This is a genomic window from Tatumella sp. JGM94 (assembly GCF_018257595.1).
In the GTDB taxonomy this organism is placed as follows: Bacteria; Pseudomonadota; Gammaproteobacteria; order Enterobacterales; family Enterobacteriaceae; genus Tatumella; species Tatumella punctata.
Genome location: NZ_JAERJN010000002.1, coordinates 234,406 through 259,566 on the forward strand (window position 1 = coordinate 234,406; position 25,161 = coordinate 259,566).

General features: G+C 47.8%; 20 protein-coding genes and 1 riboswitch. Of the genes, 12 read left to right on the plus strand and 8 right to left on the minus strand.

Annotated features, from left to right (window positions below; genetic code table 11):
- Positions 1-60 precede the first annotated feature (60 nt).
- Positions 61-2,127, minus strand: coding sequence for a methionine--tRNA ligase (metG, locus tag JK216_RS02765; RefSeq protein WP_212711205.1), 2,067 nt, complete (start codon positions 2,125-2,127; stop codon positions 61-63).
- Positions 2,128-2,316: 189 nt separating this feature from the next.
- Between metG and apbC the strand changes: the two genes are divergently transcribed.
- On the plus strand, positions 2,317-3,426 hold the full coding sequence (gene apbC / locus JK216_RS02770; RefSeq protein ID WP_212711235.1) for an iron-sulfur cluster carrier protein ApbC: 1,110 nt from the start codon (positions 2,317-2,319) through the stop codon (positions 3,424-3,426).
- 30 nt (positions 3,427-3,456) lie between these two features.
- Here apbC and JK216_RS02775 read toward each other — a convergent pair whose 3' ends face one another.
- Positions 3,457-3,903 (minus strand): GNAT family N-acetyltransferase, encoded by a 447-nt coding sequence (locus JK216_RS02775; RefSeq protein WP_212707164.1) that lies wholly within the window; start codon positions 3,901-3,903, stop codon positions 3,457-3,459.
- A 156-nt stretch (positions 3,904-4,059) separates the two neighbouring features.
- On the opposite strand from JK216_RS02775, the gene ahpC reads away from it, so the two are divergent.
- From ahpC to JK216_RS02800, 5 genes are all read left to right on the plus strand, one after another.
- Positions 4,060-4,623, plus strand: a complete 564-nt coding sequence (gene ahpC / locus JK216_RS02780; RefSeq protein WP_212707163.1) for an alkyl hydroperoxide reductase subunit C — start codon at positions 4,060-4,062, stop codon at positions 4,621-4,623.
- A gap of 71 nt (positions 4,624-4,694) precedes the next feature.
- The gene (ahpF, locus tag JK216_RS02785) at positions 4,695-6,266 is read left to right on the plus strand and encodes an alkyl hydroperoxide reductase subunit F (protein WP_212711206.1); all 1,572 of its coding nucleotides are present in this window, start codon (positions 4,695-4,697) and stop codon (positions 6,264-6,266) included.
- 382 nt (positions 6,267-6,648) lie between these two features.
- Complete coding sequence (locus JK216_RS02790) at positions 6,649-7,716, plus strand: hypothetical protein (RefSeq protein ID WP_212707161.1); 1,068 nt, start codon at positions 6,649-6,651, stop codon at positions 7,714-7,716.
- Positions 7,717-7,721: 5 nt separating this feature from the next.
- Entirely contained in the window at positions 7,722-8,858 is a 1,137-nt protein-coding gene (locus tag JK216_RS02795) for a BamA/TamA family outer membrane protein (protein ID WP_249212990.1), read from the plus strand.
- Positions 8,855-10,003, plus strand: a complete 1,149-nt coding sequence (locus JK216_RS02800) for a DUF4056 domain-containing protein (protein ID WP_212711207.1) — start codon at positions 8,855-8,857, stop codon at positions 10,001-10,003. Before JK216_RS02795 ends, JK216_RS02800 begins: the two co-directional genes overlap by 4 nt.
- Positions 10,004-10,185: 182 nt before the next feature.
- Here the strand turns inward: JK216_RS02800 and dbpA are convergent, their stop codons facing one another.
- Positions 10,186-11,664, minus strand: coding sequence for an ATP-dependent RNA helicase DbpA (gene dbpA / locus JK216_RS02805; RefSeq protein ID WP_212711208.1), 1,479 nt, complete (start codon positions 11,662-11,664; stop codon positions 10,186-10,188).
- Positions 11,665-11,770: 106 nt separating this feature from the next.
- Positions 11,771-11,861: riboswitch (TPP riboswitch) on the plus strand.
- A gap of 39 nt (positions 11,862-11,900) precedes the next feature.
- On the opposite strand from dbpA, the gene thiM reads away from it, so the two are divergent.
- The gene (thiM, locus tag JK216_RS02810) at positions 11,901-12,719 is read left to right on the plus strand and encodes a hydroxyethylthiazole kinase (protein ID WP_212711209.1); all 819 of its coding nucleotides are present in this window, start codon (positions 11,901-11,903) and stop codon (positions 12,717-12,719) included.
- A complete protein-coding gene (gene thiD / locus JK216_RS02815; RefSeq protein WP_212707156.1) occupies positions 12,706-13,506 on the plus strand; it encodes a bifunctional hydroxymethylpyrimidine kinase/phosphomethylpyrimidine kinase in 801 nt (266 codons plus the stop codon). Before thiM ends, thiD begins: the two co-directional genes overlap by 14 nt.
- Before the next feature lie 9 nt (positions 13,507-13,515).
- Here thiD and yegS read toward each other — a convergent pair whose 3' ends face one another.
- The 5 genes from yegS to mdtD all read right to left on the minus strand — a co-directional run bounded on the left by yegS (position 13,516) and on the right by mdtD (position 19,611).
- Complete coding sequence (gene yegS, locus JK216_RS02820) at positions 13,516-14,421, minus strand: lipid kinase YegS (RefSeq protein WP_212711210.1); 906 nt, start codon at positions 14,419-14,421, stop codon at positions 13,516-13,518.
- Positions 14,422-14,645: 224 nt separating this feature from the next.
- The gene (yegQ, locus tag JK216_RS02825) at positions 14,646-16,022 is read right to left on the minus strand and encodes a tRNA 5-hydroxyuridine modification protein YegQ (protein ID WP_212707273.1); all 1,377 of its coding nucleotides are present in this window, start codon (positions 16,020-16,022) and stop codon (positions 14,646-14,648) included.
- A gap of 141 nt (positions 16,023-16,163) precedes the next feature.
- Positions 16,164-16,874, minus strand: coding sequence for a two-component system response regulator BaeR (gene baeR, locus JK216_RS02830; RefSeq protein WP_212711211.1), 711 nt, complete (start codon positions 16,872-16,874; stop codon positions 16,164-16,166).
- Positions 16,871-18,265 (minus strand): two-component system sensor histidine kinase BaeS, encoded by a 1,395-nt coding sequence (baeS, locus tag JK216_RS02835; protein WP_212711212.1) that lies wholly within the window; start codon positions 18,263-18,265, stop codon positions 16,871-16,873. The genes baeR and baeS overlap by 4 nt, the downstream gene beginning before the upstream one ends.
- Entirely contained in the window at positions 18,262-19,611 is a 1,350-nt protein-coding gene (gene mdtD, locus JK216_RS02840; protein WP_349290154.1) for a multidrug transporter subunit MdtD, read from the minus strand. The genes baeS and mdtD overlap by 4 nt, the downstream gene beginning before the upstream one ends.
- A 55-nt stretch (positions 19,612-19,666) precedes the next feature.
- Here mdtD and JK216_RS02845 point away from each other — a divergent pair, with 55 nt between their 5' ends.
- The 4 genes from JK216_RS02845 (at position 19,667) to JK216_RS02860 (ending at position 25,091) form a co-directional block, all read left to right on the plus strand.
- Positions 19,667-21,211 carry a recombinase family protein gene (locus JK216_RS02845; RefSeq protein ID WP_212711214.1) on the plus strand — a complete coding sequence of 515 codons (1,545 nt, stop codon included), beginning with the start codon at positions 19,667-19,669 and terminating at the stop codon, positions 21,209-21,211.
- 174 nt (positions 21,212-21,385) lie between these two features.
- Complete coding sequence (locus JK216_RS02850) at positions 21,386-21,694, plus strand: hypothetical protein (RefSeq protein ID WP_212711215.1); 309 nt, start codon at positions 21,386-21,388, stop codon at positions 21,692-21,694.
- 365 nt (positions 21,695-22,059) lie between these two features.
- Positions 22,060-22,215, plus strand: coding sequence for a hypothetical protein (locus JK216_RS02855; protein ID WP_212711216.1), 156 nt, complete (start codon positions 22,060-22,062; stop codon positions 22,213-22,215).
- 56 nt (positions 22,216-22,271) lie between these two features.
- Positions 22,272-25,091, plus strand: a complete 2,820-nt coding sequence (locus tag JK216_RS02860) for a hypothetical protein (protein ID WP_212711217.1) — start codon at positions 22,272-22,274, stop codon at positions 25,089-25,091.
- The last annotated feature ends 70 nt before the right edge of the window (positions 25,092-25,161 follow it).

The window sequence follows — 25,161 nt, forward strand, 5'->3', positions numbered from 1 at the left end:
TTCCGCGGAAAAAAAAGCCGGTTTACACCGGCTTATGGACTGAGGGCATGGCTGGCAGAATTAACCGACCTGCATGCCCGGCTGTGCGCCGCTGTCGGCGGACAGGATAAATAAATCGCTGCCGCCACTGCCGGCAGATAACACCATGCCTTCCGATACGCCAAAACGCATCTTACGCGGTGCAAGGTTTGCTACAATAATGGTCAGACGGCCGGTCAGTACCGACGGATCCGGATAGGCCGCACGGATACCTGAAAAAATCTGACGCTTTTCACCGCCGACATCCAGTACCAGGCGCAGTAGTTTATCAGACCCTTCGACCAGTTCAGCCTGCTCAATCAGCGCTACCCGCATATCTACTTTGGCAAAATCATCGATACTAATAATACCTTCTGCCTGTACATCTGCTTTTTTAGCCGGCTTTTCGGTCACAGCGGTTTTCTTCGGTTTGGCGGCAGCCGGTGCTGTGGTCTGGCCAGCATCGTGTTTAGAGGCTTCGATCAGTCCGTTAACTTTTGCCATTTCAATACGCTGATACAGTGCTTTAAATGGTGCCACAGTGTGGCCAGTCAGAGGCCGGGCCACACCGTCCCATGTCAGCTCACTGTTTAGGAAGTTTTCACAACGTTCAGCCAGCTCCGGCAGTACCGGCTTCAGCCAGGTCATCAGCACGCGGAACAGATGGATACCCATTGAGCAGACAGACTGCAGTTCAGCATCACGACCTTCCTGCTTCGCAATAACCCACGGGGCCTGCTCATCGACATAACGGTTTGCCATATCTGCCAGTGACATAATTTCACGGATCGCACGGCTGAACTCACGGCTTGCCCATGCTTCACCAATTTTCTCGCTGGCATCGACAAAGGTCTGATACAGGGCAGGGTCTGCCAGAGTCTCTGACAGCTGACCATTAAAACGTTTGGTAATAAACCCGGCATTGCGTGACGCCAGATTAACCACTTTATTCACGATGTCAGCATTTACCCGCTGGACAAAATCTTCCAGGTTCAGGTCAATATCGTCAATGCGTGAAGAGAGTTTAGCCGCATAGTAGTAACGCAGGCTGTCGGCATCCAGGTGTTGCAGCCAGGTACTGGCTTTAATGAAAGTCCCCCGCGATTTTGACATTTTAGCGCCGTTAACCGTCACATAACCGTGTACAAACAGGTTATCCGGTTTACGGTACTGGCTGCCTTCCAGCATGGCCGGCCAGAACAGGCTGTGGAAATAAACAATATCTTTACCGATAAAATGGTACAGCTCGGTAGAAGAATCTTTCTTCCAGTATTCGTCAAAATCCAGATCACCGCGTTTATCACACAGATTTTTAAACGACCCCATGTAACCGATAGGCGCATCCAGCCAGACATAGAAATATTTACCAGGGGCTCCGGGGATTTCGAAACCGAAATAAGGCGCATCGCGGGAAATATCCCACTGTTGCAAACCGGAATCGAACCACTCCTGCATCTTATTAGCGACCTGTTCCTGCAGCGCACCGGAGCGGGTCCAGGTTTGCAACATGGCAGAGAATGATGGCAGATCAAAGAAGAAATGCTCTGAGTCACGCATTACAGGTGTTGCACCGGAAATCACCGATTTCGGTTCAATAAGCTCGGTCGGGCTGTAGGTTGCCCCGCAGACTTCGCAGTTATCGCCATACTGATCGGCAGCTTTACATTTAGGACAGCTGCCTTTTACGAAGCGATCCGGTAAAAACATGCCTTTTTCCGGGTCATATAACTGGGAGATGGTACGGTTTTTAATAAAACCGTTCTCTTTCAGCCGGCCATAGATTTGTTCAGACAGCTCGCGGTTTTCTTCGCTGTGGGTTGAGTGGTAGTTGTCATAGCTGATATTAAACCCGGCGAAATCCGTCTGATGTTCCCGGCTCATATCATCAATCATTTTTTCCGGAGCAACACCCAGTTGCTGCGCTTTGAGCATGATTGGAGTACCGTGGGCATCATCAGCACAGATAAACCACACGGTATTGCCACGCATTCGCTGGTAACGTACCCAGATGTCTGCCTGGATATGTTCCAGCATATGCCCGAGATGGATAGATCCATTAGCGTACGGCAGAGCGCACGTTACCATTATTTTTTTTGCGACTTGAGTCATAGTTTGCGTAGCTTTCTGTTGGTTTGGAAAAGAACATAGAATGGTAACCGAAGGCACCGTTAACGTAAACAAGTGGCGGGTGATAATGCTTATCCGGTGTCGCCGTTACGCCGGCCATTCTGCTAGGATAGAGACTGATTGATTTTTTTACGTTGTTTTAACAATGCATCGTTACAAGGAGAAGGGATGATGTCAGATGCCCGTCAGCATCACTCACCGGAAATATTGCGCCAGCAGGTCAGCGCCGTATTACAACGCTTTGAACACCCGACACTGCAACAGGATCTGATTCGGCTGAAAGCTGTCCGCCATGTGGCTTTGCTGGATAATATACTGCATATAGAAATAGTGATGCCCTTTGCCTGGCAGTCAGCATTTGAGGCGTTACAACGCACCGCTCAGCAGCAATTACTGCAGCTGAGCGGTGCACAGGGCATTGAATGGCGACTGAGTTGTGATATTGCCACCCTGAAACGGGTAAAAAATCAGCCCTCCAGCCACGGGGTAAAAAATATTATTGCTGTCAGTTCCGGAAAAGGGGGAGTAGGTAAATCATCCACGGCGATTAATCTGGCACTGGCCTTACAGGCAGAAGGCGCACGGGTCGGTTTGCTGGATGCTGATATTTATGGCCCGTCGATACCCCTGATGATGGGGACCGAACAACAACGGCCCTCCTCACCGGATGGTAAACATATGGCACCGGTGATGGCACACGGTCTGGCGACCAATTCAATAGGTTACCTGGTTACGGAAGAAAACGCGATGGTCTGGCGCGGGCCGATGGCCAGTAAAGCGTTGTTGCAATTACTGAATGAAACCCTGTGGCCGGATCTTGATTATCTGATCATCGATATGCCCCCGGGAACCGGTGATATCCAGTTAACACTGGCACAAAATATTCCGGTGACTGCGGCCCTGGTGGTTACCACTCCGCAGGATGTGGCCTTACTGGATGCCCGTAAAGGGGTCGTGATGTTCAACAAAGTTGATGTGCCGGTGCTGGGGATCATCGAGAATATGAGCCAGCATATTTGCAGCAACTGCGGGCACCATGAAGCCATTTTCGGCACCGGCGGCGCAGAAAGGCTGGCTGAAGAGTATGGTATTACTCTGTGCGGGCAAATCCCGCTGCATATTTCGTTACGTGAAGATCTGGATGCCGGGCTGCCGACGGTGACCCGTCAGCCCGACGGTGAGTTTACCCGGCGATATCGGCAGATCGCCGGTGGCATTGCTGCCGGTTTGTACTGGCAGGGTGAGGTTATTCCTGCCGATATCAGCTTCCGCGCCCTGTAAGCGAATGTTGCGTCCGGCGCCAGTGGAAAGTCACGGCTGGCGCGGGTAATGCATCAGGATATAGTCACCTTCTTCTCCGCAGCCGGTGGCAATCTCCTGCCAGCCGTGCCGGTGATAAAAACGGCGGGCGCGCTGGTTTACCGCCATACATTTGAGGCTGCCAGTGGCGGTGAATCGCCGGCAGACATCCTGTAATAAGGCTGTGCCAATTCCCTGCTCCTGACAGGAAGGGCTGACAAACAGGCTATGTAAAAAATTATCCACTACAGCACAGGATGAAAATCCGGCCCGCTGTTCACCGTCCATGGCAACCCGCACTTTTTCGCCAGTAATTAACCGGTCAAAATCTTCCAGTTGCCAGTCTTCACCTTTCAGCCAGTGCCAGTTTGCACGGCGGCTGGCGAGATATAACGTTCGCAGAAAGGGACGGTCAGCCTCATCATAATCACGAATGATGACTGGCGCAGAGTGGCCCATAACAGACTCCCATGGGGTAAATTCAGGTGACCAGTTCAGCACAATGCTGAGCGCGGGGTTAATAGATTTTAGTTATCAAATCGATAATAACAGAGTATTAGCCGCTGCCCGCTAAAGAGGTTACTTTGGCATCCTACTTTTACGGAGGGGCAACTGATGTCAATTATCAACACTAAGATCAAACCGTTTAAAAACAGCGCATTCAAAGAAGGTCAGTTTATCGAACTGACAGAGAAAGATACGGAAGGTAAGTGGAGTGTCTTCTTTTTCTACCCGGCTGATTTTACTTTTGTCTGCCCGACCGAACTGGGTGATGTGGCAGATCACTATGATGAGTTTCGTAAACTGGGTGTCGATATCTACTCTGTCTCCACGGATACCCATTTTACCCACAAAGCATGGCATGGCAGCTCTGAAACTATCGGCAAAATCCGTTATGCGATGATCGGTGACCCGACCGGAGCACTGACGCGTAATTTCGAAATTATGCGTGAAGAACAGGGACTGGCAGATCGTGGCACCTTTATTGTTGACCCGGAAGGGGTCATTCAGGCGATCGAAATTACCGCAGAAGGCATCGGTCGTGATGCATCTGACCTGCTGCGTAAAGTAAAAGCAGCCCAGTATGTGGCAAGCCATCCGGGTGAAGTCTGCCCTGCAAAATGGAAGGAAGGGGAAGCGACACTGTCTCCTTCATTAGATCTGGTCGGTAAAATCTGATCAGTGCGCCAGCCAGGGGTTTGTTTTTTCACGGGTGCTGAGGCACCCGTTTTTCTGCCAGGGAGATCACCATGCTCGATAATACATTAAAACATCAACTCAGCGTTTATCTTGAAAAATTAACCCGTCCGGTAGAGCTGATTGCGACTCTGGATGACAGTAACACCTCCGGCGAAGTGCGGGAATTACTGGAAGAAATTAGCGGGTTATCAGATAAAATCAGTTTGCGGCTGGATGACAGCCTGGCAGTTCGTAAACCCTCTTTTATGATTTCAGCCCCCGGCCAGAACCATGGTCCGCGGTTTGCCGGTTCTCCCCTCGGCCATGAGTTTACTTCGCTGGTACTGGCTCTTTTACAAACCGGCGGTCATCCATCGAAAGAGAGTCAGGCGCTGCTGTCTCAGGTGGCAGCGCTGGATACTGAGCTGAATTTTGAAACCTATTATTCACTGTCCTGCCATAACTGTCCGGATGTGGTACAGGCGCTTAACCTGATGGCGATCCTCAACCCCGGGATCAGCCATACGGCGATAGATGGCGGCGTTTTTCAGCATGAAATAGAACAACGTGAAGTGATGGGGGTGCCTGCGGTATACCTTAATGGTCAGAGCTTCGCCCAGGGGCGCCTGAGTCTGAGTGAGATCGTCAGTAAGGTCGATACCAATGCCGGGAAAAAAGCAGCCGAATCCCTGAATCAGCGTCAGCCCTACGATGTGTTGATCGTTGGCAGCGGTCCGGCTGGTGTGGCAGCGGCTATCTATGCGGCGCGTAAAGGGATCCGTACCGGGTTACTCGGGGAACGTTTTGGCGGGCAGCTATTAGATACGGTAGATATCGAAAACTATATTTCGGTACCCAAAACCGAAGGCAGTCAGCTGGCGGGTGCGTTGCGGCAGCATGTGGCTGATTATCAGATTGATGTTATTGAAGCACAGACTGCCAGCCAGTTGTTACCGTCCGCGGCACCGGGAGGGCTGCATTCAGTAGCCACAGTCTCCGGGGCAACCCTGCAGGCAAAAGCCGTTATCCTGGCAACCGGTGCCCGCTGGCGTAATATGAACGTACCGGGCGAAGAGCAATACCGGACGCGCGGCGTGACCTATTGTCCGCACTGTGACGGCCCTTTATTTAAGGGAAAACGGGTTGCCGTGATCGGCGGAGGAAATTCCGGGGTGGAAGCGGCGATTGATCTGGCAGGGATCACTAGCCATGTCACTTTGCTGGAATTCGCAGCAGAATTGAAAGCCGACCAGGTACTGCAGGAGAAACTGCGCAGCCTGAAAAATGTGGAAGTCATCCTTAATGCACAGACTCTGGAAGTTACCGGTGATGGTAAGCAGGTCACCGGCTTGCAATATCAGCATCGTCAGACGATGGAACAGCAGGGGCTGGCAGTCTCCGGTATTTTTGTGCAGATAGGTTTGCTGCCAAATACCCAGTGGCTGGGTGACTCTGTGGCGCGTAACCGGTTTGGTGAAATTGATGTCGATACCAAATGTGCAACCAGCCAGCCGGGTATTTTTGCCGCCGGTGACTGTACGACTGTCCCCTATAAGCAGATTATTGTTGCCAGCGGAGAGGGGGCTAAAGCATCACTGAGTGCCTTTGATTATCTGATCAGAACCTCATCTGTATCTGAATAAGCGTTACCCTGAGCAGGCTATTCTTTATCCGCCAGCCTGCTCACAGTCCGCGGATTTAATATAATCAGCATTATACAATGATGAGTTATATATATTAATTACACTTCATATTTCGCACATTATTAATCATTTCCTTCATTATCAGCCCGCTTAATTAACTGTTTCTGATAATATCTGATATATTTTTTCTTATAATTCATTCTTTTTATTTATCTGTTAAGAATTAATAAATTTAAATTAACTTAAATATAATATTTTAATTTAAAATATTATATTTGTTAGCACGTTATGCTGATAAGTTATTTAACGGCTGCCGCATAATTTCAGCCACTTTACCGCGGTATTTATTTATTATTTCTGGCAATGGCAGATCGTAAAAACAATGAAAATCAGATATCTGGCCCTGGGGTTATTGGCTATTCCCGGCATATTTACCGAATCTTTTGCAGCCACGCCCCGGGACCTTAGCTCCCTGTATCAGCTTCCGGAATCCAGCCAGATACCGGCGGCAGATAACCGGCTGAATAGTCAGCCCCCGACGCCTCCGGCAATTAAACACTATGATCGCTGGTTCCCGTTGCTTGGCGATAAAGCAGTACAAATGGGATATGAATTACCGGAACCTTTTGGTATCGGTATTAATTATATGAACATTCGCCAGAATATCAGTGTTGACTCGATTAATTTTAGCGGACTTGGCCTGGGAAAACTCAATTTCCCATCCAACCTGTTTAATATAGATGCCAGTAAAACCCGGCAATACAGTAAAACGACGACTCTGCGGCTGGATGCCTGGCTGCTGCCGTTCTGGAACCTGTACGGGATTGTCGGTAAAACCCGTGGTCATTCCATTTCAGCGATTGGCGTTGATTCCGACCCCTCTCAGTTTAAAGGGGACTTTCTGAACCAGCTAATCTCCGGTGTGGTGCACAACATGCATAACGCAGGGCAGTTCGATAATCTGAATTTTGAACTTAAGTTTAAAGGCACCACGTATGGCGTCGGGACAGTGCTGGCCGGAGGGGTCGGTGACTGGTACGGGCTGGTGGACTTTAACTATACCCAGACAAGGTTCGATATTCTCGACGGCAGTATTAATGCCTTTACCTTGTCACCGCGCGTAGGTTACCGCTTTACCACTCCGGGGATCCGTGCGATAGGGCTGGAACCCGGAAAACTGAATGTCTGGGTAGGGACCATGTATCAGGATGTTCAGCAGGAATTTAAAGGCAGTCTTAACGATCTGGCGATGCCGGGTTCATTACAGCAATTAATGGCTCTGGCTAACCGAAATGGTAATGGCCGTTTTGATGTTAAGCAGCATTTGCAGTCCCCCTGGAATGTACTGGCGGGCGCACAGTACAGCATTACCCGGCATTTTAATATTGCCGCAGAACTGGGCTTTGCTCAGCGCAACAGCATTATGGTATCCGGAGAGTATCGTTTCTGATGTTACTGCGGCGGCTGAGTGTGCTGATACTGGCTGTAATTCTCTGGCCCTCAGAGGCAGCCGCCGGAATAATCCCCACCCGACAACAGGTTGACCGCTGGCTGGCTCCCCTCGGGGCTAACCGAACGTTTAATCCGGACCAGGGGATCGACTGGGGAATTATGCCGGGCCCCTTCTATACACCGGAGCTGGGCGCCGGGGTGGGGGCGGTGGTCGCCGGGTTATACCGGCCCGATCCCGATGATCATATCAGTCAGAATTCATCAGTCACATTAAGTGGTTATGCCAGCAGCACCGGCGCATTCGGACTGCAGGTCAATAATTACGGGTTTTATGACCAGGACAAGTGGCGATTCTTTGTACAGGGAGAGCTAAGCGATACCCCGACATGGTACTGGGGAAAAGGGTTTCGCGCTGGCAGTAATAACCGGAATAAACAGCGCTACGTTGCACGGGAAATCAGCATGATGCCGCAGGTGATGCGGCAGATAGCCAGCCGGACTTATTTCGGGCTGGGCTGGTCGCTGAACAACATGCAGGCCGGATCGGTACATGATCCTCAAAAAAACGGGCCTGCCCTGGAAGCCGACGGGCGCGGAGTGTTCAGTAGCGGGCCACTGATTAGCCTGAGCTATGACAGCCGGGACTTTTTACCTAACCCGCATAAAGGTATTTCAGCCAGCCTGCAATATATCCGCTACAGCCCGCAAACCGGCAGCAATACGCGTTTTGATGCATGGACGGCCCATTTTAGCGCTTACCATGAAATTGATAAAAAACGGGTACTGGCCTGGGAGATCAATGGCGCTTTTACCAGCGGCCAGGTGCCGTGGAATATGCTGCCATCACTGGGGGACAGTGATCATTTCCGGGGGTATTACCCGGGACGTTACCGCGAACGTGATGTTATCAGTACCCAGCTTGAATACCGTCAGTCACTTAGCTGGCGAAACGGTATTGTCGGCTGGATTGGCAGCGGCACTATGGCATCACATTTTTCAGCCGCTGCAGGGCAGCGCTGGTTACCGACCATCGGGGCCGGATACCGGTTTGCGTTTAAACCGGGCGTCAATATCCGGCTGGACTACGGAATAGGTAAAAACAGCAGTGCTTTTTATTTTCAGGCAGGAGAAGCTTTTTGAAAGGATGGATTTACGCGCCGCTGTTAGCGGTATTATTCAGCACATCACCCGTATCCGCCCGTATTGAGATCGGCAGTGATTTTTCCCATATTCCTCAGCAGCAGGCCGCAGAAGCCTGGCCGGTCAGCGTGCCGCTGTCACCGCCTGATGGTCTGCGGCCTTGCTGTGCTTTTGGTTACCGGTTGAAAACGCAACTGCTGGGCGTACCGGTACCTTTTTACCGGATTAATAATGTCGCTGAAACAGATAACCTCGGCAGACATAACTATAACGACAGTCACTGGAATTCATTACTGGCGCTTAGCGGGCTGGGAAAAGAGCATAACGGTATTGTTTATACTCTGCGTGGCGGGTTTATTGATACTGCTCATATTCGTGACAGTGCGGATATGACTTTCTGGTTATTCAGCCAGCTATACCCAAGACTGGGCACCGCCTTTACCCTTTCTCCCGGTGAGGAAGAGCTGGCAAAACGACAAGTGGTTTTCAGGGCATTTACCCCACCGAAGGATCCGGCACAGGCCTATACACTGGCCGTATGGATCGCGGCGACAATTGCCTATGATATTGCAGCCTGGCATGAAGTTGCTCAGTGGTATGGTTTCGAATCAATTCCCGGTTTTTCTGAGGGGATTTCAGCCTTCTCGCCGGAAGATCTCTACTCAAATATGGTCGGGGCCAGGCTGGCGGCGACGTTATTGCTGACCGGACACGGTTACAGTAAACGTGGTTTTAATCTGGCGATGACGACAATACTGCCACAGGCGTTACACCGTCTCGGCGCGGTCAGTGCCAGCCAGACACGTTTTCATTTTGATATGGTCGATAAATTGTGGTGGGACAGCAGCAAAGCGGTACCGGAAAAGTTCCTGTTGCTGAAACGTAATTATCTGACCGGCAATGACAGGGTACCGACCCCGGTCCCGGGAGAACCGGAAGCCAGTCTGCCCCTGACATTTCCTGCCAGCTATGCCGGTGAGCAAATTAACTCTCTGGCCGAATTACGATTGCTGCCCGGTAAATCGATGGTCAGGCTTCCTGCACCGGAAACATTTTACCGCTGGCAGGATTTTCCTGCGCTGGCGGATGCGGCACAGAAAAGTGATCAGCGACAGTTGCAAAAAAATAGCGTCGGGAAGCGCTGAACGTCAGCCAGCATCGGCCGGTTATTAAGACGGATTGCAGCTAAAGTCACCCTGCGGTCAGCCCTGCATCTGAAACTGCTATTCGTGAAATGGTCAGAAAAGCCAGCCGGTGGTAACTGTAAAAAATAAGAACGCTCTCCGCCCGCCAGCGGGGCGGAGAGCTAAGCAGAAAGCGGCAATAATTATTTCAGTAATCTGACCTTGCAGTTCTTACCTTTGATTTTCAGCTGTTGTAGCTGACGAAACATCTTACTGGCCGCTGCTTTACGAATAGCCACATAAGCATGCATCGCTGACATATCAATTTTACCGACATCATCGGCTGTCAGTCCGGCATCCCCGGTCAGAGCGCCAAGAATGTCACCGGGGCGTATTTTGGCTTTACGGCCACCGTCGATACAGAGTGTTACCTTGTCGGCCTCCAGTGATACTCCGGCAGCAACGGTGAGGTCACCGGCTGACAACCACTGTGGTTTCAGGTCGATATAATCTTCCAGTGCGTTAGCCCGCGTGATCTCTGCCGGGGCGACCAGACTCACGGCCAGACCTTTGCCACCTGCACGGGCGGTACGGCCTATCCGGTGTACGTGAACTTCCGGGTCGAAAGAAAGTTCATAGTTTACGACCATCGGCAGATCTTTAATATCCAGTCCGCGGGCAGCCACATCCGTAGCGACCAGTACCCGGCAGCTATGGTTAGCAAAACGTATCAGCACCTGATCACGGTCACGCTGTTCTAAATCACCGTGCAGCGCGGCCACACTGATCCCTTGTTCCGTCAGAGCCTCACAGACTTGCTGGCAGTCGCGTTTGGTATTACAGAAAACGACGCAGGAAGAAGGCTGATGGTGGCCGAGTAACGTTTTCAGCAGTGACAGTTTTCCGCCGCGTGAGGCTTCATAAAATTGTTGTTCAATATCCGGAAGTACCGACACATCACCGGTCGTAATACTGACCGGTGAACGCTGGATCCGTGCACTGATAGTTTCAATGCCCTGCGGGTAGGTGGCGGAAAACAGCAGTGTCTGACGTTTGACCGGCAGATAGCCGATAATATCATCAATCGCTTCACTGAATCCCATGTCAAGCATACGGTCAGCTTCATCGAGCACCAGTACGTGCAGTCCCTGAACCAGTAAACTCTGCTTGCGCAGATGTTCCTGAAGACGTCCCGGCGTACCCACCACAATGTGAGGAGCATGGGCCAGAGATGCCAGCTGATGACCCATCGGCTGACCACCGCACAGGGTCAGAATTTTAATATTCGGAATGTAGCGTGCCAGACGGCGCAGTTCTTTGGTGACCTGATCCGCCAGTTCACGGGTCGGGCATAACACCATTGCCTGAGTGGTAAACTGCGAAGCATCTATTTTCTGTAACAGGCCGATGCCGAAGGCGGCTGTTTTTCCGCTCCCGGTCTTTGCCTGCGCACGGACATCATGGCCCTGTAAAATAACCGGTAACGCCTCAGCCTGTACCGGCGTCATAGCCGAATAACCGAGTTCGGTAAGGTTTTCGAGCTGCGCAGCGGGCAGCGACAGAGATGCAAATGATTGGGTCACAGGGTGTACTCTACTCAGACAATTATCAGGGGACGCAGGACTGCCGGGGCTGCGCAGTGATGCAAACAGTACCGTCAGGCTGGATATATAAGCAGACATAATAGCAGAGATCCGCCTGCTTCGGCAGAGCTAAAATAATTTCGCCGCGACGGAATTATAGTTGTGACTTGCGCGGCGGCAGAGAGTTGCCTTACCCTGTACGACGTATGATGACTCGGGGTGCCGGTTATGGCTGAGAAACACCCGTTGAACCTGAACCGGATAATGCCGGCGGAGGGAAGTCTGATACTGCTGTATGCGGTATCCGTTTCCTGATGCCCGTCAGGAGCGTTGAAATGTCAGTGGTTTATTCTTCTTTTTCTGCCCGTGAAGCTTCCGCCTCACGGCATCTCTATGGGGTGACCCCGCCGCTGGTGCATTGTATGACCAACCAGGTGGTACAGTCACTGACCGCCAATATATTGCTTGCCAGCTCAGCGTCTCCGGCCATGGTCATTGATCTGCAGGAAGCGCCGGTGATGGCGGCGCATGCGTCAGCACTACTGATTAATGTCGGTACCCTGACCCACGAGGCAATCCCCGCGATGCAGGCCGCTGTGGAGTCCGCCAACCGCGCCGCAGTTCCCTGGACACTGGACCCGGTCGCGATGGGAGTATTACCACTGCGCAGCGATTTTTGCCGGCAGTTGCTGGATTTTTCTCCGGCGGTGATCCGCGGCAACGGTTCTGAAGTTCTGGCACTGGCGGGGGCCGGAAAAGGCGGGCGGGGGATGGACAGCAAGGATGATTCATGCCGGGCAGTGAGCGCGGCGGTACAGCTGGCGGCAGATCAGAACTGTATTGTGGTGGTATCAGGGGCGACTGACTATGTTACCGATGGTCATCTTGTCCTGACGCTGACAGGAGGATCCCCGTTAATGACGGCCGTGACCGGTACTGGCTGCGGGTTATCAGCCCTGGTGGCAGCATTCAGCACGTTGCCCGGCAACCGGTTATATCATGTGGCGACGGCCTGCTGGCTGATGTCACAGGCTGCTGAACAGGCAGCACAACAGTCCCGCGGGCCCGGCAGTTTTTCAATCGCGTTAATCGATGCTCTCTGGCAGCTATGCCAGACCCATCGACAGGAGGGACAAGACAATGCGGCGAATTAATGCATTAACTATTGCCGGAACGGATCCCAGCGGTGGGGCGGGTATTCAGGCTGATTTAAAAACCTTTTCTGCGCTGGGCGCCTACGGTACCAGTGTGATTACTGCCCTGGTCGCCCAGAATACCTGCGGGGTACGTTCAGTCCGGGCGGTGGCGGCGGATTTTGTGCGCGAACAACTTGCCGCAGTGATGGACGATATTCGTATCGATACCCTGAAACTGGGTATGCTGCATAACGCAGAGATTATCCGTGCTATGGCTGATGATTTGAGTCACTGCACGGTTCCCTGGCGGGTGCTGGATACGGTTATGCTGGCCAAAAGCGGCGATCCTCTGCTGGATCCTCAGGCTGTGAGTCTGTTGCGGGATAAACTGTTACCCCGGATGTCGCTGATCACCCCGAATCTCCCGGAAGCTGCTGCCTTGCTGGGATGCCGTGAAGCAGTCAGCGAGCAGGAAATGCTGTTACAGGCGCAAAAGTTACTGGAAACCGGATGCCAGGCCGTTTTAATCAAAGGCGGGCATCTGGGCGGAGAAGAAAGTCCGGACTGGCTGGTCAGTGACGGTTTTCAGAAACGTTTTACCACCCTGCGGATTAACACCCGTCATACCCACGGTACCGGATGCAGTTTATCGGCGGCGCTCTGTGCACTACGGCCCCGTTATCCGGACTGGGCGGCAACCGTGGATGCGGCTAAGCAGTGGCTGTGCGGGGCGATAGAAATGGCCGATACATTACAGGCAGGTAAAGGTAACGGCCCGGTACATCATTTTTATCGCTGGTGGTGATCACGCTTGTTACCGGTGGCTCAGCAGCGGGCACTCTTCCGGCAGCCTGCAGCGCACTGCCTGTGGCAGTAGTTCCATCCGGAAGTGCTCGCCACTCAGGGGTTCACCGTCAAGGTTAAATGTCATCGGGTGACGGGCTTTAATCTCCAGTGAACGACAACGGGCGCTGGTTATGGCGGGGTTATCGCTATTCCCCGTCAGGTTATGGACAATGCCCGGCAGCCATTGCTGCGCCGTAACGATGCTGATATCCATCAGACCATCGTTGATAAATGCGGAAGGGCACAAACGCTGCCCGCCCCCAGCCTGACGGCCGTTACCGATACCGATCACCAGGGCATCGCCCTGCCAGTGAAAGGTTTCGCTGATAATTTCACAGTGATCTGCTTTCAGGGTGTCCATACGCAGCAAGCCATGTATCACATAAGATACACCGCCGAGTGCGGCTTTCAGTTTATCCGGGGTTTCGGTGGTGATTCTGGTGCCGAAGCCACCGGTCGCCATATTGATAAAATAACGCTGCCGGTTGACGGTCACGATATCAACTGCCGATACAGTTCCACTGACAGCCAGTTGTAATGCCGGTGCCATCTGTTCAGGGATATCAGCGCTGCGGGCAAAGTCATTCGCTGTGCCCAGAGGCAGGATACCGAGAACCGGACGCTGTGCCGGTGGCAGTTGTGCCAGGCAACTGACCAGTTGATTAATGGTGCCGTCACCGCCTCCGGCAATCACCGTATCTGCCTGCAGGCTAAGGGCTTCCTGCAGATAGCGTTGTGTATCTCCCGCCTCCCAGGTGACCCGTACCTCGATCTGATACCCGCCGGCCCGCAGATCTATGACTGCCTGACGTAACTGCTCATTAGCGGCACTCTTTCCGTTAAGGATCACAACAGCTTTGCTGGTGGAATTCATGAATTTTTTCCCGGCACTGTAAACAGACTACCGGAATTTATAACATAAAAGCGCGGCAGGCTTCACTGGCGACAGGCTGAAAAAAAGAAACCCGCCGGGGGGACCTGGCGGGTAAATAAGGTGGATTCTGAGGTAATCAGACAGTCTTTATCCTTTTTTATAATGGGGCTATTTTAGCCGCAGGCTCAGCAGATAACTGTGATCTGATTCTAAATAGCGAAAAGTTATGCCTGTACTGCGTGGCTGTGTGGTGCCTGAGTTGTCGACCCTTCCGGCAGATTTCGCAGTAACAGAGCGTAGTCGAGGCTGATATCCTGTGGTACCAACAGCCATACCTTATGGCCATCTCCCGGGGCGACCGCAGCGGGTTGCCGTTTGGCTGTTTGCATTTCCTGCAGAGTGAAAGTCAGGTTACCGGCAGGTGTCATGATTTCTAAACAGTCGTGCAGCAGAAATTTATTTTTTACCGCAACTTCCGCATAGTCACCCTGGCGCTGGCCGGTGAATTCACCGACAAATTGCTGCCGGTCAGAGACAGAATATCCCTGCTGATAATTCTGGTAACTGTCATGGGTATGGCGGCGCAGAAAACCCTCGGTATAACCGCGGTGTGCCAGCCCTTCCAGTGTCTGTAACAAACTGGTATCAAAAGGCTTGCCTGCCGCAGCATCATCAATCGCCCGGCGATATACCTGTGCGGTGCGGGCACAATAATAAAACGATTTGGTGCGGCCCTCGATTTTCAGCGAATGAACGCCCAACTGACTCAAACGTTCGACATGGGCCACGGCTCGCAGATCTTTTGAATTCATAATATAAGTGCCGTGTTCATCTTCAAAAGCACTCATCGGCTCCTGCGGCCGCATTTTTTCGGTGATAAGGAAAACTTTGTCGGTGACTGGTCCGCTGCCAAGAGTCGGTTCAGCCTGTTTAACCGGAATCGGCGGGTATTTTTCGACGATATTACCGTTCAGATCCTCTTTACCTTCTTCCATCCGGTAATCCCAGCGGCAGGCATTGGTACAGGTTCCCTGATTAGGATCGCGTTTGTTCAGATATCCGGATAACAGGCAACGACCCGAATAGGCCATACATAACGCGCCATGGACGAAAACTTCCAGTTCCATTTCCGGTACCTGAGCGCGAATTTCGCCGATTTCTTCGAGAGATAACTCACGGGATAAAATAACCCGGCTAAGCCCCATCTGCTGCCAGAAACGAACCGTAGCCCAGTTAACAGCATTGGCCTGTACTGACAGATGGATAGCGATGTCGGGAAAGGCTTCACGCACCAGCATAATCAGCCCGGGATCGGACATAATCAGTGCATCCGGCTGCATATCCACCACCGGTTGCAGATCACGGATAAAGGTTTTCAGCTTAGCGTTGTGCGGCGCAATGTTGACGACCACATAAAACTTTTTACCGAGGGCATGAGCTTCCTGAATACCCTGCCGGAGATTCTCATGGCTGAATTCATTGTTGCGAACCCGCAGACTGTAACGTGGCTGACCGGCATAGACAGCATCTGCACCGTAGGCAAATGCATAGCGCATATTTTTCAGGGTACCGGCGGGGGAAAGCAGTTCAGGCTTGGACATGGTCATTCTCGTTTTCTGATATCAGGTCAGGACACTCAGTGAGTGTTATCCGGGACGAAAAAATTCGACCCTACAAAAAGAAGGGGAATTGTAGAGGGGGACGCTAACGATGTAAATCACTTCGTGGCAGGATGACGCGGATCAGTGAAGCCGGCTTTTGTCGGCATCCCAGCGATAACCGATACCATAAACAGCACGGATAAAAGTCTGGTCGCTGTCCAGATTTTCCAGCTTACGCCGCAGATTTTTAATATGACTGTCGATAGTCCGGTCGGTAACCACACGATAGTCATCGTACAGCAGGTTGAGCAATTGTTCGCGGGTAAAAACTTTACCCGGTTCCTGTGACAAGGTTTTCAGTAAGCGGAATTCGGCAGGTGTCAGCTCCAGGGGCTGATTTTCCCAGCTGGCCTGAAAACGTCCCGTATCAATCAGTAGCCCCGCGGGCCGGGTATACTGTGCTTCACGGCTTACCAGACAACGCCGCAGAATTATTTTCACCCGCGCCACCACCTCCCGCGGGCTGAACGGCTTACATACATAGTCATCGGCACCAATTTCAAGGCCCAGCAGGCGATCGATTTCCTCACTGCGTGCTGTCAGCATAATGACTGGCAGATCTGAAAACTGACGGAGTTCACGACAAATACTCAGCCCGTCTTTGCCCGGCAGCATCAGGTCAAGGATCATTAAATCGGGTTGCTGCATTTTTAGCTGGTAAATCGCCTCGTCACCACGGTGAATTACAGTGGTGCGGTAACCGGCAGCCTGCAAATAATCCACCAGCAGTTGTGCCAGCTTTGGCTCATCTTCAACGATCATAATATGTGCTGTCTGTAACTGCCCGGTCATAACGGTCGTCCGCCTGAAGTGAAAGGTAATATCACCCTGATAGTAACACCTCCGGTGAGCGAGTGCTGGCTGCTGATTGATCCCTGGTGCGCTTCGGCAATCGCCCGGCAAATAGCCAGCCCCAGACCGGAGCCGCCGCTGGCACGATTGCGGGAATCTTCTGCCCGGTAAAAACGGTCAAAAATATGCTGCTGTTGCTCTGTGGTCAGGCCCGGGGCACTGTCAGAAAACTGCAACAGCCAGTCATTTTCTTGCGCTGTCAGGCGAATCTCCAGGCTGCCGGGAGGCCGGGTATAGCGCAGGCTGTTTTCCAGCAAATTGTGGCACAACTGGTTCAGTCTGTTGATATCACCATGGAACGGTACCTCCGGAGGGCACTGGCACTCCAGAGACAGGCCTGCGGCGGTAAAGCGCGGGCGGAACGTTTCTGTAAGACTGGTCAGCAATTCGCTCAGGTCACAGTCCATCATCTGGTAACGCAATGCACCGGCATCGGAGAGAGCCAGCTGGTGGAGATCATCGACCATTTTCTTCAGGATCATGACTTCACTCTGCAGGGATTGTATCGCCTCCGGGGTTAGCTTGCGGACACCATCCTGAATCGCTTCCAGTTCTCCCTGCAATATCGCCAGCGGCGTGCGCAGTTCATGAGAAATGTCAGCCATAAAGGCGCGGCGATTGGTTTCGGTTTTCTCCAGTGATTCGGCCAACTGATTAAAATCACGGGCCAGTTGCCCCAGTTCATCACCGGTGGTGACCTCCACCCGGGTGTTCAGCTGGCCTGCCGCCAGCTGGTGTGTGCCATTGACCAGACGTTTCACGGGGGCCAGTAACCCCCTGGCCAGCAGCCAGGCAACAATTGCTGCCAGCAGGGTAATTAAACCGACGATGCTCCAGCTGGCTCTTTTCTGTTGCTGGTCAAAGCTGATATCAGTACTGCGGGTCAGTTGTTCCGGAGGTGAACCTAATACCCAGCCGACAATTGTTCCCTGACTGGTAGTGACAGGATGCTCCACCCGTTCGGCGGGGATTTTCTCACGGGGCCCCAGCAGCACCCGATAGTGACTGTCAACGATCCAGAAGGGCGTCCGCCAGCCGGGTTGCGGGTAATTACTCTGTTGCTGGTTCTGTTCCAGGGAATGAAGCAGAGTGTAAATCATGCGGTTATTATTCCGCATAAAGTCCCAGTTGCCGTGCTGTTCATATTGTTCTGCCAGCGCCTCACTGAGCAGGTTCAGCCGCTGTTCATTACTTTCGCGGATATAATCGACAAAGCCGTGTTCAAAGCTGATCCTGACCGCCCAGTGCATGGTGACCAGTACCAGTAAACAGGTGGCAAATAGAGTGATGAATAGCTTACTGCCGATAGTAAAGGGCCAGCGGTATTTCATAATGGCTTACCTGATTTTTTTAACTGGCTGTTACGGCTGAGGCCGGCAGGGATAAACCAGAACACGGCGACAGGCAGCCACAGGAAAATACCGATAGCTACCCACAGATAACTAAAGGTACTGAGCATCGCAGCCTTGTCAGTGACCTGGCCGCCGCTGAAGGCTGCCAGCAGTAATCCGGCCAGGCTGACCCCGGTACTCATCGACAGTTGCATCACCATCGACAACAGACTGTTACCGGAGGATGCCAGCGTATCGGGTAATTCTTTCAGGGTCAGGGTATTCATGGTGGTAAAACGTATCGAGTTGACACCGCCGAGCAGGAACAGCAGTAATGGTAATCCGCCCTGCAGGTTGAATTTTATCAGTAATGGCAGCAGCAGGACGATCGTACCCAGCAACAGGGTCGCGCCGGTCAGGGCGTTACGGTAGCCAGCCCGGTTTACCAGCCGTACTACCACGCGTTTTATCAGCATACTGCCGACGACCATCGGAATCATCATCAGCCCGGCATGAAAAGGGCTGTAACCCAGTGCCAGTTGTAAGAAGAGTGGCATTACAAAGGGCAGCATACCACTGCCGGTACGGGCCAGCATACTGCCAATCAGTCCTGTCCGGTAGACCCTGTTTTTGAATAAATCGAGGCTGAACAACGCATTATCCCGGTGACGGGCATAACAGGGATACCACAGCAGACAACCGATGCCGCAACTGAGCAACAGCCACGGCCATACCCCCTGTCGCGTGATTGTCCATTGATGGCTCTCCAGAGCCAGCGTCAGGGTTGCCATCGGAATTGCCAGCAGCAGAAATCCCCCGAAGTCGAAACGGCGGGGTGGCAAACGGTAATTGGGCAGTAATTTCAGGGTGGCGATAATGCCGATAATACCGACCGGCAGATTGATCAGAAAAATCCAGTGCCAGCTGGCATATTCGACCAGTATCCCCCCCAGCGTCGGGCCAGCCAGCGGCCCCAACTGGCCGGGTAAGGTGACAAATGTCATTGCCGCCATATATTGGGCCCGCGGAACAATTTTCATCACCGTCAGCCTGCCCACCGGAACCATCATTGCTCCGCCGATGCCCTGCAGGATCCGTGACAGAATTAGCTGGTCGGTGTTTGCAGATAAGGCACAACACAGGGAGCCCAGGGTAAACAAACTAATCGCTCCGCAAAATACGTTACGCACCCCACAGCGGTCAGATAACCAGCCACTCAGGGGCAACATCACGGCGACCGTAAGTACATAACAGACAATCACCATATGCATATTCAACGGACTGGTGCCCAGAGCTTTGGCCATTGATGGCAACGCCGTATTTACAATTGTGGTGACCATTGTGATCTAATCACTAACATTTTATGATTCCTGAAAATGAACAAACGCGCGTGGTGATTTGATGGATAATACAACAAAAAATGTTTTGGTATATATGCGTATTTCGTCGGTAGAACAGCGTAATGGTTTAGGTATTGATATTCAAAAACGTTCTATATATCAATATCTTGAGTCTAATGGTTACTCGATGAATCGTGTGACTGAGATTGTCGATAGTGGCGTTTCAGCATTTAGTGGATCGAATATAAGTACTTCCAGCATGTTAGGACGTTTTATGGATGAACGTTCTGTAAATGCTGATAGTACTGAATGGGTGTTAATCGTTTATGCTTTCGATAGAATCAGCCGCAGTGGTATATGGCAATCAAATGCTTTCATTAGTAAATTCGTTGTTGAGGGTGGAACTATAGTATCCGTGTCAACAAACCGAATTTTGAACCGTAATGATTCTTTGGTAGCGATTGAATCGACATTGGCATTTGATTTAGCGAACCGGGAATCAATAAGAAAAAGTTATGATAAGAAAAACAGTAATGCGATTAAATTAGAAAGATGTTTAGAAAAAAGAAAAGTTGATAATAAGTATCATGCTTTGAATGGTAGTATCAAAACGCCTAAGTTTTTAGATATAGTAGATGGTTGTTATGTCCTGAATGATTACTCTATTGTGATTCGTCGTATCATTGATATGTTTCTGAGTGGGTATACTTCTGGATATATTGTTAGTCAATTATCTGGTCATAATTTTACTACTCCAATGTTATTGAGAATGATGAAGCGTGAAAATTTATTTGGTCGATTAAGAACGACTATTAATGGTGATAAGGTTATTGATAATTTTTATCCTGCTGTATGTACTATTGACGATTTTAATAAAGTTCAAAGTTTGATAGGCAAACGAAAAAGCGTAGTAACGAAAATTCATAACAAAAAATTGGTTAGCGTTTTCAGTTCATTGATGTTTTGCTCAAAGTGTAACTGTTCGATTGCTATCAATAGCTCTGCTAATACTAAAAATTTTTACTGGCATTGTACAGGTAAGATAAGAAAGAAAATCTGTCATGGTGTTAGTACTGGAAACTATACTCATCTTGAAAAAGCATTAGTTGATTATATTTTTAATTTCGATTTTAGTTCTTTATTCATTGGGGATAATGATAATAGTACTAAAAAGTCAGAGTTAGTATTATTAGAGAATCGTTATTCAGAATTGAATAGCACTATTGATAATTTAATTGCTGGTGGTATTGATGTCGATATTCGTATGTATACAGAGATATCAGTATTGAATAAAAAGATTGAAGACTTAAAGAATGAGTTAGTCAACTATTCAGTACCAGTGTTTGATTTTGATAAGAGTAGTATACTTTCAGTTGATAATGTAGAGCTACGGATGAAATTTAAATCACAGTTATCATTAGTAGTTAAACGTATTTTAGTTAAGCGTATGGAAAATAATATGGTGATATGTGCTATTCACTTTGTTAATTCAAGTGTTCAGTACTTAACCATGAATAACAAAACTGGTGTTGTTATTAATACATTTGATAATAATAAAATAGTTGGTGATATTAACGGTGAATTTACAGAGTTATTTAATAAATAATAATAGTTGAATATGAAAAGGATTTCTTATGAATATTATTACTTTAATGATTATGTTTTATATATTTTATTTTGTTATATCTTCTGGGTTTTTTATACCATTATGTTTTGGTTTCTTTATTTTGATTTTTGTTAGTGAAATTTATAAGTCTTATAAAATGACAAGGAGTGTTGAATGAAAATTAATGAGTTTAAATTACGTAGGTTTTTTGGTACAGAAATACAGTATGAATGGAAAGATGATAGTAGTGTGGTAATTTGGAATAGTATCAAGAACTATATTATTAATGTTGATATTCGTGATCGTGAAGTTATCAACATTATAGTTGAAAATACTCATGGTAAGTATGTTCTCAGAGATAATAGATCACTTAGTGAATTGAATAACGAAAAAATTAAAAATGAAATACGTAGTATTCGTGAGATGTATAAATGTAAAGACGTGATACTTCCATGGATCGTGGTTGGTTGTTTTTCAATTTAGTTACAAATACGATTCAGTAGTGATTGTTTTTTTTGGTGAAAAAATTTAAAGACTTCATTAATTTGAAGTTTTTTTTGGAACATTTTTATTGGGATGTGTTATTATCTTTTTAGTAAATCACTTCAATATTAAAACCATTCACTAAATCAGAAAGAATAGCACTTTTTGTTAAAGAAAAATGCCTATTTTTGACGTTATTACGCATATTTTTTGATTTGAAATGATAAATAAAGATATAAGAAATAAAAACTTTTCATGTAATTTCCTTTAAGCATAAAACCCTATTTTCCAAATTTTCAATGTAGGGTTTTATTTTTGAAGAAAATTTCAATGGAAAAGTTAACTATAAAATAAGGATATGGAATATGAATAATAAAATGAAAAAATCTAAAATGATTGGCTTGAGAGTAAATGAAGCACAAGAAGAAGCGATCCAAAAACTGGTGACAGAAAAAGGATTATCTCAAAGTGGTGCTGTTCAATTTATGATTAACCAATTCATGATTACAAATTCAAAATAAAATCAATAAACACCCTATATGGAAAATAGGGTTAAATGTATAAGGAAATACAGAGCATGAAAAACAATAAAAAAATCAGTGTAGTTTATAGTACACAGTATACTCCCGGTGTATCGTCTATCGCAAAATGTGAAGAGGTTGAATGGCAAGAGATCGTTAACACAGTAATGAATAACGATTGGGAGATCGTGAAAACACAAGAAGACAAAAGCAAATTGATGTTATGGAACTTGGGTTCACTTCATGTGGATTTAGGCCAACGTAAGAACGACAATATCAAATCCAGAACTGGCTTGATGCTTGACTATGATGGGGATGTTGAAGGTGTTGATTTTGAATATATTATTAATGACCTTAAAGATTTTGAGTTCGTTTTATATAGTTCTGTTAGTTATGGTGTGAAGTCTGGATACCGGTGTAGAGTTATATTACCATTTGAAAATGAAATCAGTGGTGAACGATTCAAAGAGTTTAAAGAGACTTTCATAAAACGCTTTCATTATTTAGACGCAAGCTGCTTTGTTCTAAGCCAAGGTCAAAACATCCCCGCTCATTGGGATGGTATTGAACCATACAAATTTTATAATGAAGGTGAATTTTTCAATCCAGAAAATTTGGAATTCGTTGAGAATTTTACTGAAGTTGCTCAGAACTTTCATTATGAAAAAATTGAAATATCAAACGAGGTATTGAAAGAATTCTTTGATGTTCTTGTTGAAAACAATCGTGGACAGTTCAGTAGGAACCAGTCCTATCAGGTTGCTCAATGCCTTCTTCAGCATGGAATAACCGATCCGAGTATTGTTCAACAACTTCAGCATTTCGATGCTCAAACACCAGCTTCAGATTTCTTTAAACCGGGTAAAGGTAACTACCCACTCAGTAGTTTAAAGAAATATATGCCTGCTGATTTTGTAATGCCAACAGAGTTCGAAAAGAAAAATTATAATCATGGTTCGTTTCATGCTAAAGAGTACAGTGAAGTACAGAATGAAAGTACTGAATTCACTCAAGAGTTCTGGTTAGAAGAAAATCAATACTTATCTGATATAGCATCTGAGATGAATTTTACATCAGGAATAACTTTATTAATTGCTGATTGTGGTGTTGGAAAAACTCATTTCTGGTCAAACTTTAATGAAAGTAAAATTGCTCTGATTGCGCCGTTGAATGTCATTGTAAGACAGAACACAACTACGGATAAAGTGAATAACATAATTGAATCTAACATCGCAACGTATCAACAGCTTGATAAGATTCCTCATGGTACTGAGAGTGAATATACTTTAGTGATCGATGAATCGCATGGGTTATATTTGGACCAATTTAAACTCGATACAAATAGAAAAATTATTGAACGAATTAATAAATTCAAATCAGTAGTGTTAATGTCAGGTACTATTCACGAATCGTATTTTAGTTCTTTTGAAGTAGATCAGACTATTCGTGTTCATAAGAAAACCGATACTAAAAAAATTATTCAACAGCATCGGGTTGAGTTAGACAGTAAACTTAGTTTAGTAGAAGTATGTTTAAATCAAGTTAAATCACGTAAAGATAAGAAGATGGTAATCTTTCATAATAATATTAATGAGTGTGAGACAATTATGATTGAACTTGAGAAAGTAGGATTGAAATTATTGCCTGTAAGTGCTGAACCGAAGCATAAGAGTAGTGAAGATTTCAAACGCTTTGTAGAGACTCAATCATTGGGTGATTATGATGGATTGTGTGGTACGAATAGCTTAGTTGAAGGGATTAACATCACTGACATTTTAGCTGAATGTGATATTCATATAATCGGGAATAATATTCCTATGGAGCGCATTGAACAGGTAGCAAACCGTTTTAGAAAAGTATCTGAACGTGTGAACGTATTCCACTATCTGAACAATGAGATTGATTTGTTGAGTCAGATTGAATTCATTAACTCTGAAGAATACCGTTCTGTGGTAGAAGATGAATGTCGAGTGGTTAATCGTCGTGTTAATATGATGCCAGATTATATGAAACGCAAAGTACTGAATACTTTCAATCGTGAAATGAGACATGATCATTTATATTATAATTATGGCAGTGGGCAGATTGAAGTTGATAGTTTAAGTATTGATTGCTTTCTTAGTACAATGAGGACTGAATTAGCTCAGGTAAATTATAATTACTATCGTTCAGTACTGGCATCGTATGGTTTCTTATTTTTAGATCCTGTGAATAGGATGGCGCAGGAAGATTTTAAATTGACTAAGGCTGAACTGAAAGCTTTGAAATTTGAAGAACATCAAACGGTAGTTTCAATGTTAAAAGAATGTTTTGTTAATAGTAAATTTGAATTTAGTGTAAACGAATTAACCCATGCTCTGAATGAGCAACTGATGGTACAAGCTGAACATGTTGAATCGTTTATTGGTAATGGTTTAAGTGTTGATGATGTACCTGAGTATCTTGATCGTTTATCAGAGAATGAAAATTATTGGCAGCGATTATCAGCTGACATTAGAGACAGTCGTTATGGTAACGTTGTTAGTGACTATATCAGTAGTGTCATCGATAATCTTACCTTCGAACGAAAAGGTGTAACTTACATCGATCCGACAAACAAAACATTGCTGGCACAGGGTATTGTTGAAAAAGTTTTGGAGAAGTATTTCTCTAATGATGCTTTCAAAATGGCGAACCATCCTTCATGGTCTTCAAAGGTAAAAGACTTAAATGGTAGTATCATTCTGAATGACCACAATGGCTGTACTAAAGACATCATTGAACGGTTCATTGGTGTTGGTTCAAGTAAAAAACTAAGTGTTAATAATTTAAACACTCGATGTGTTGAAATCACCTCAAAGTATAATAGGACAGGTTTCAAAATTATCACCAAGTAAAGAAAAACACCCCAACGGCGTATAGTATTATTAAGTATATTGTAGGTCGTTGGGGTGTTTTCAAAACTCA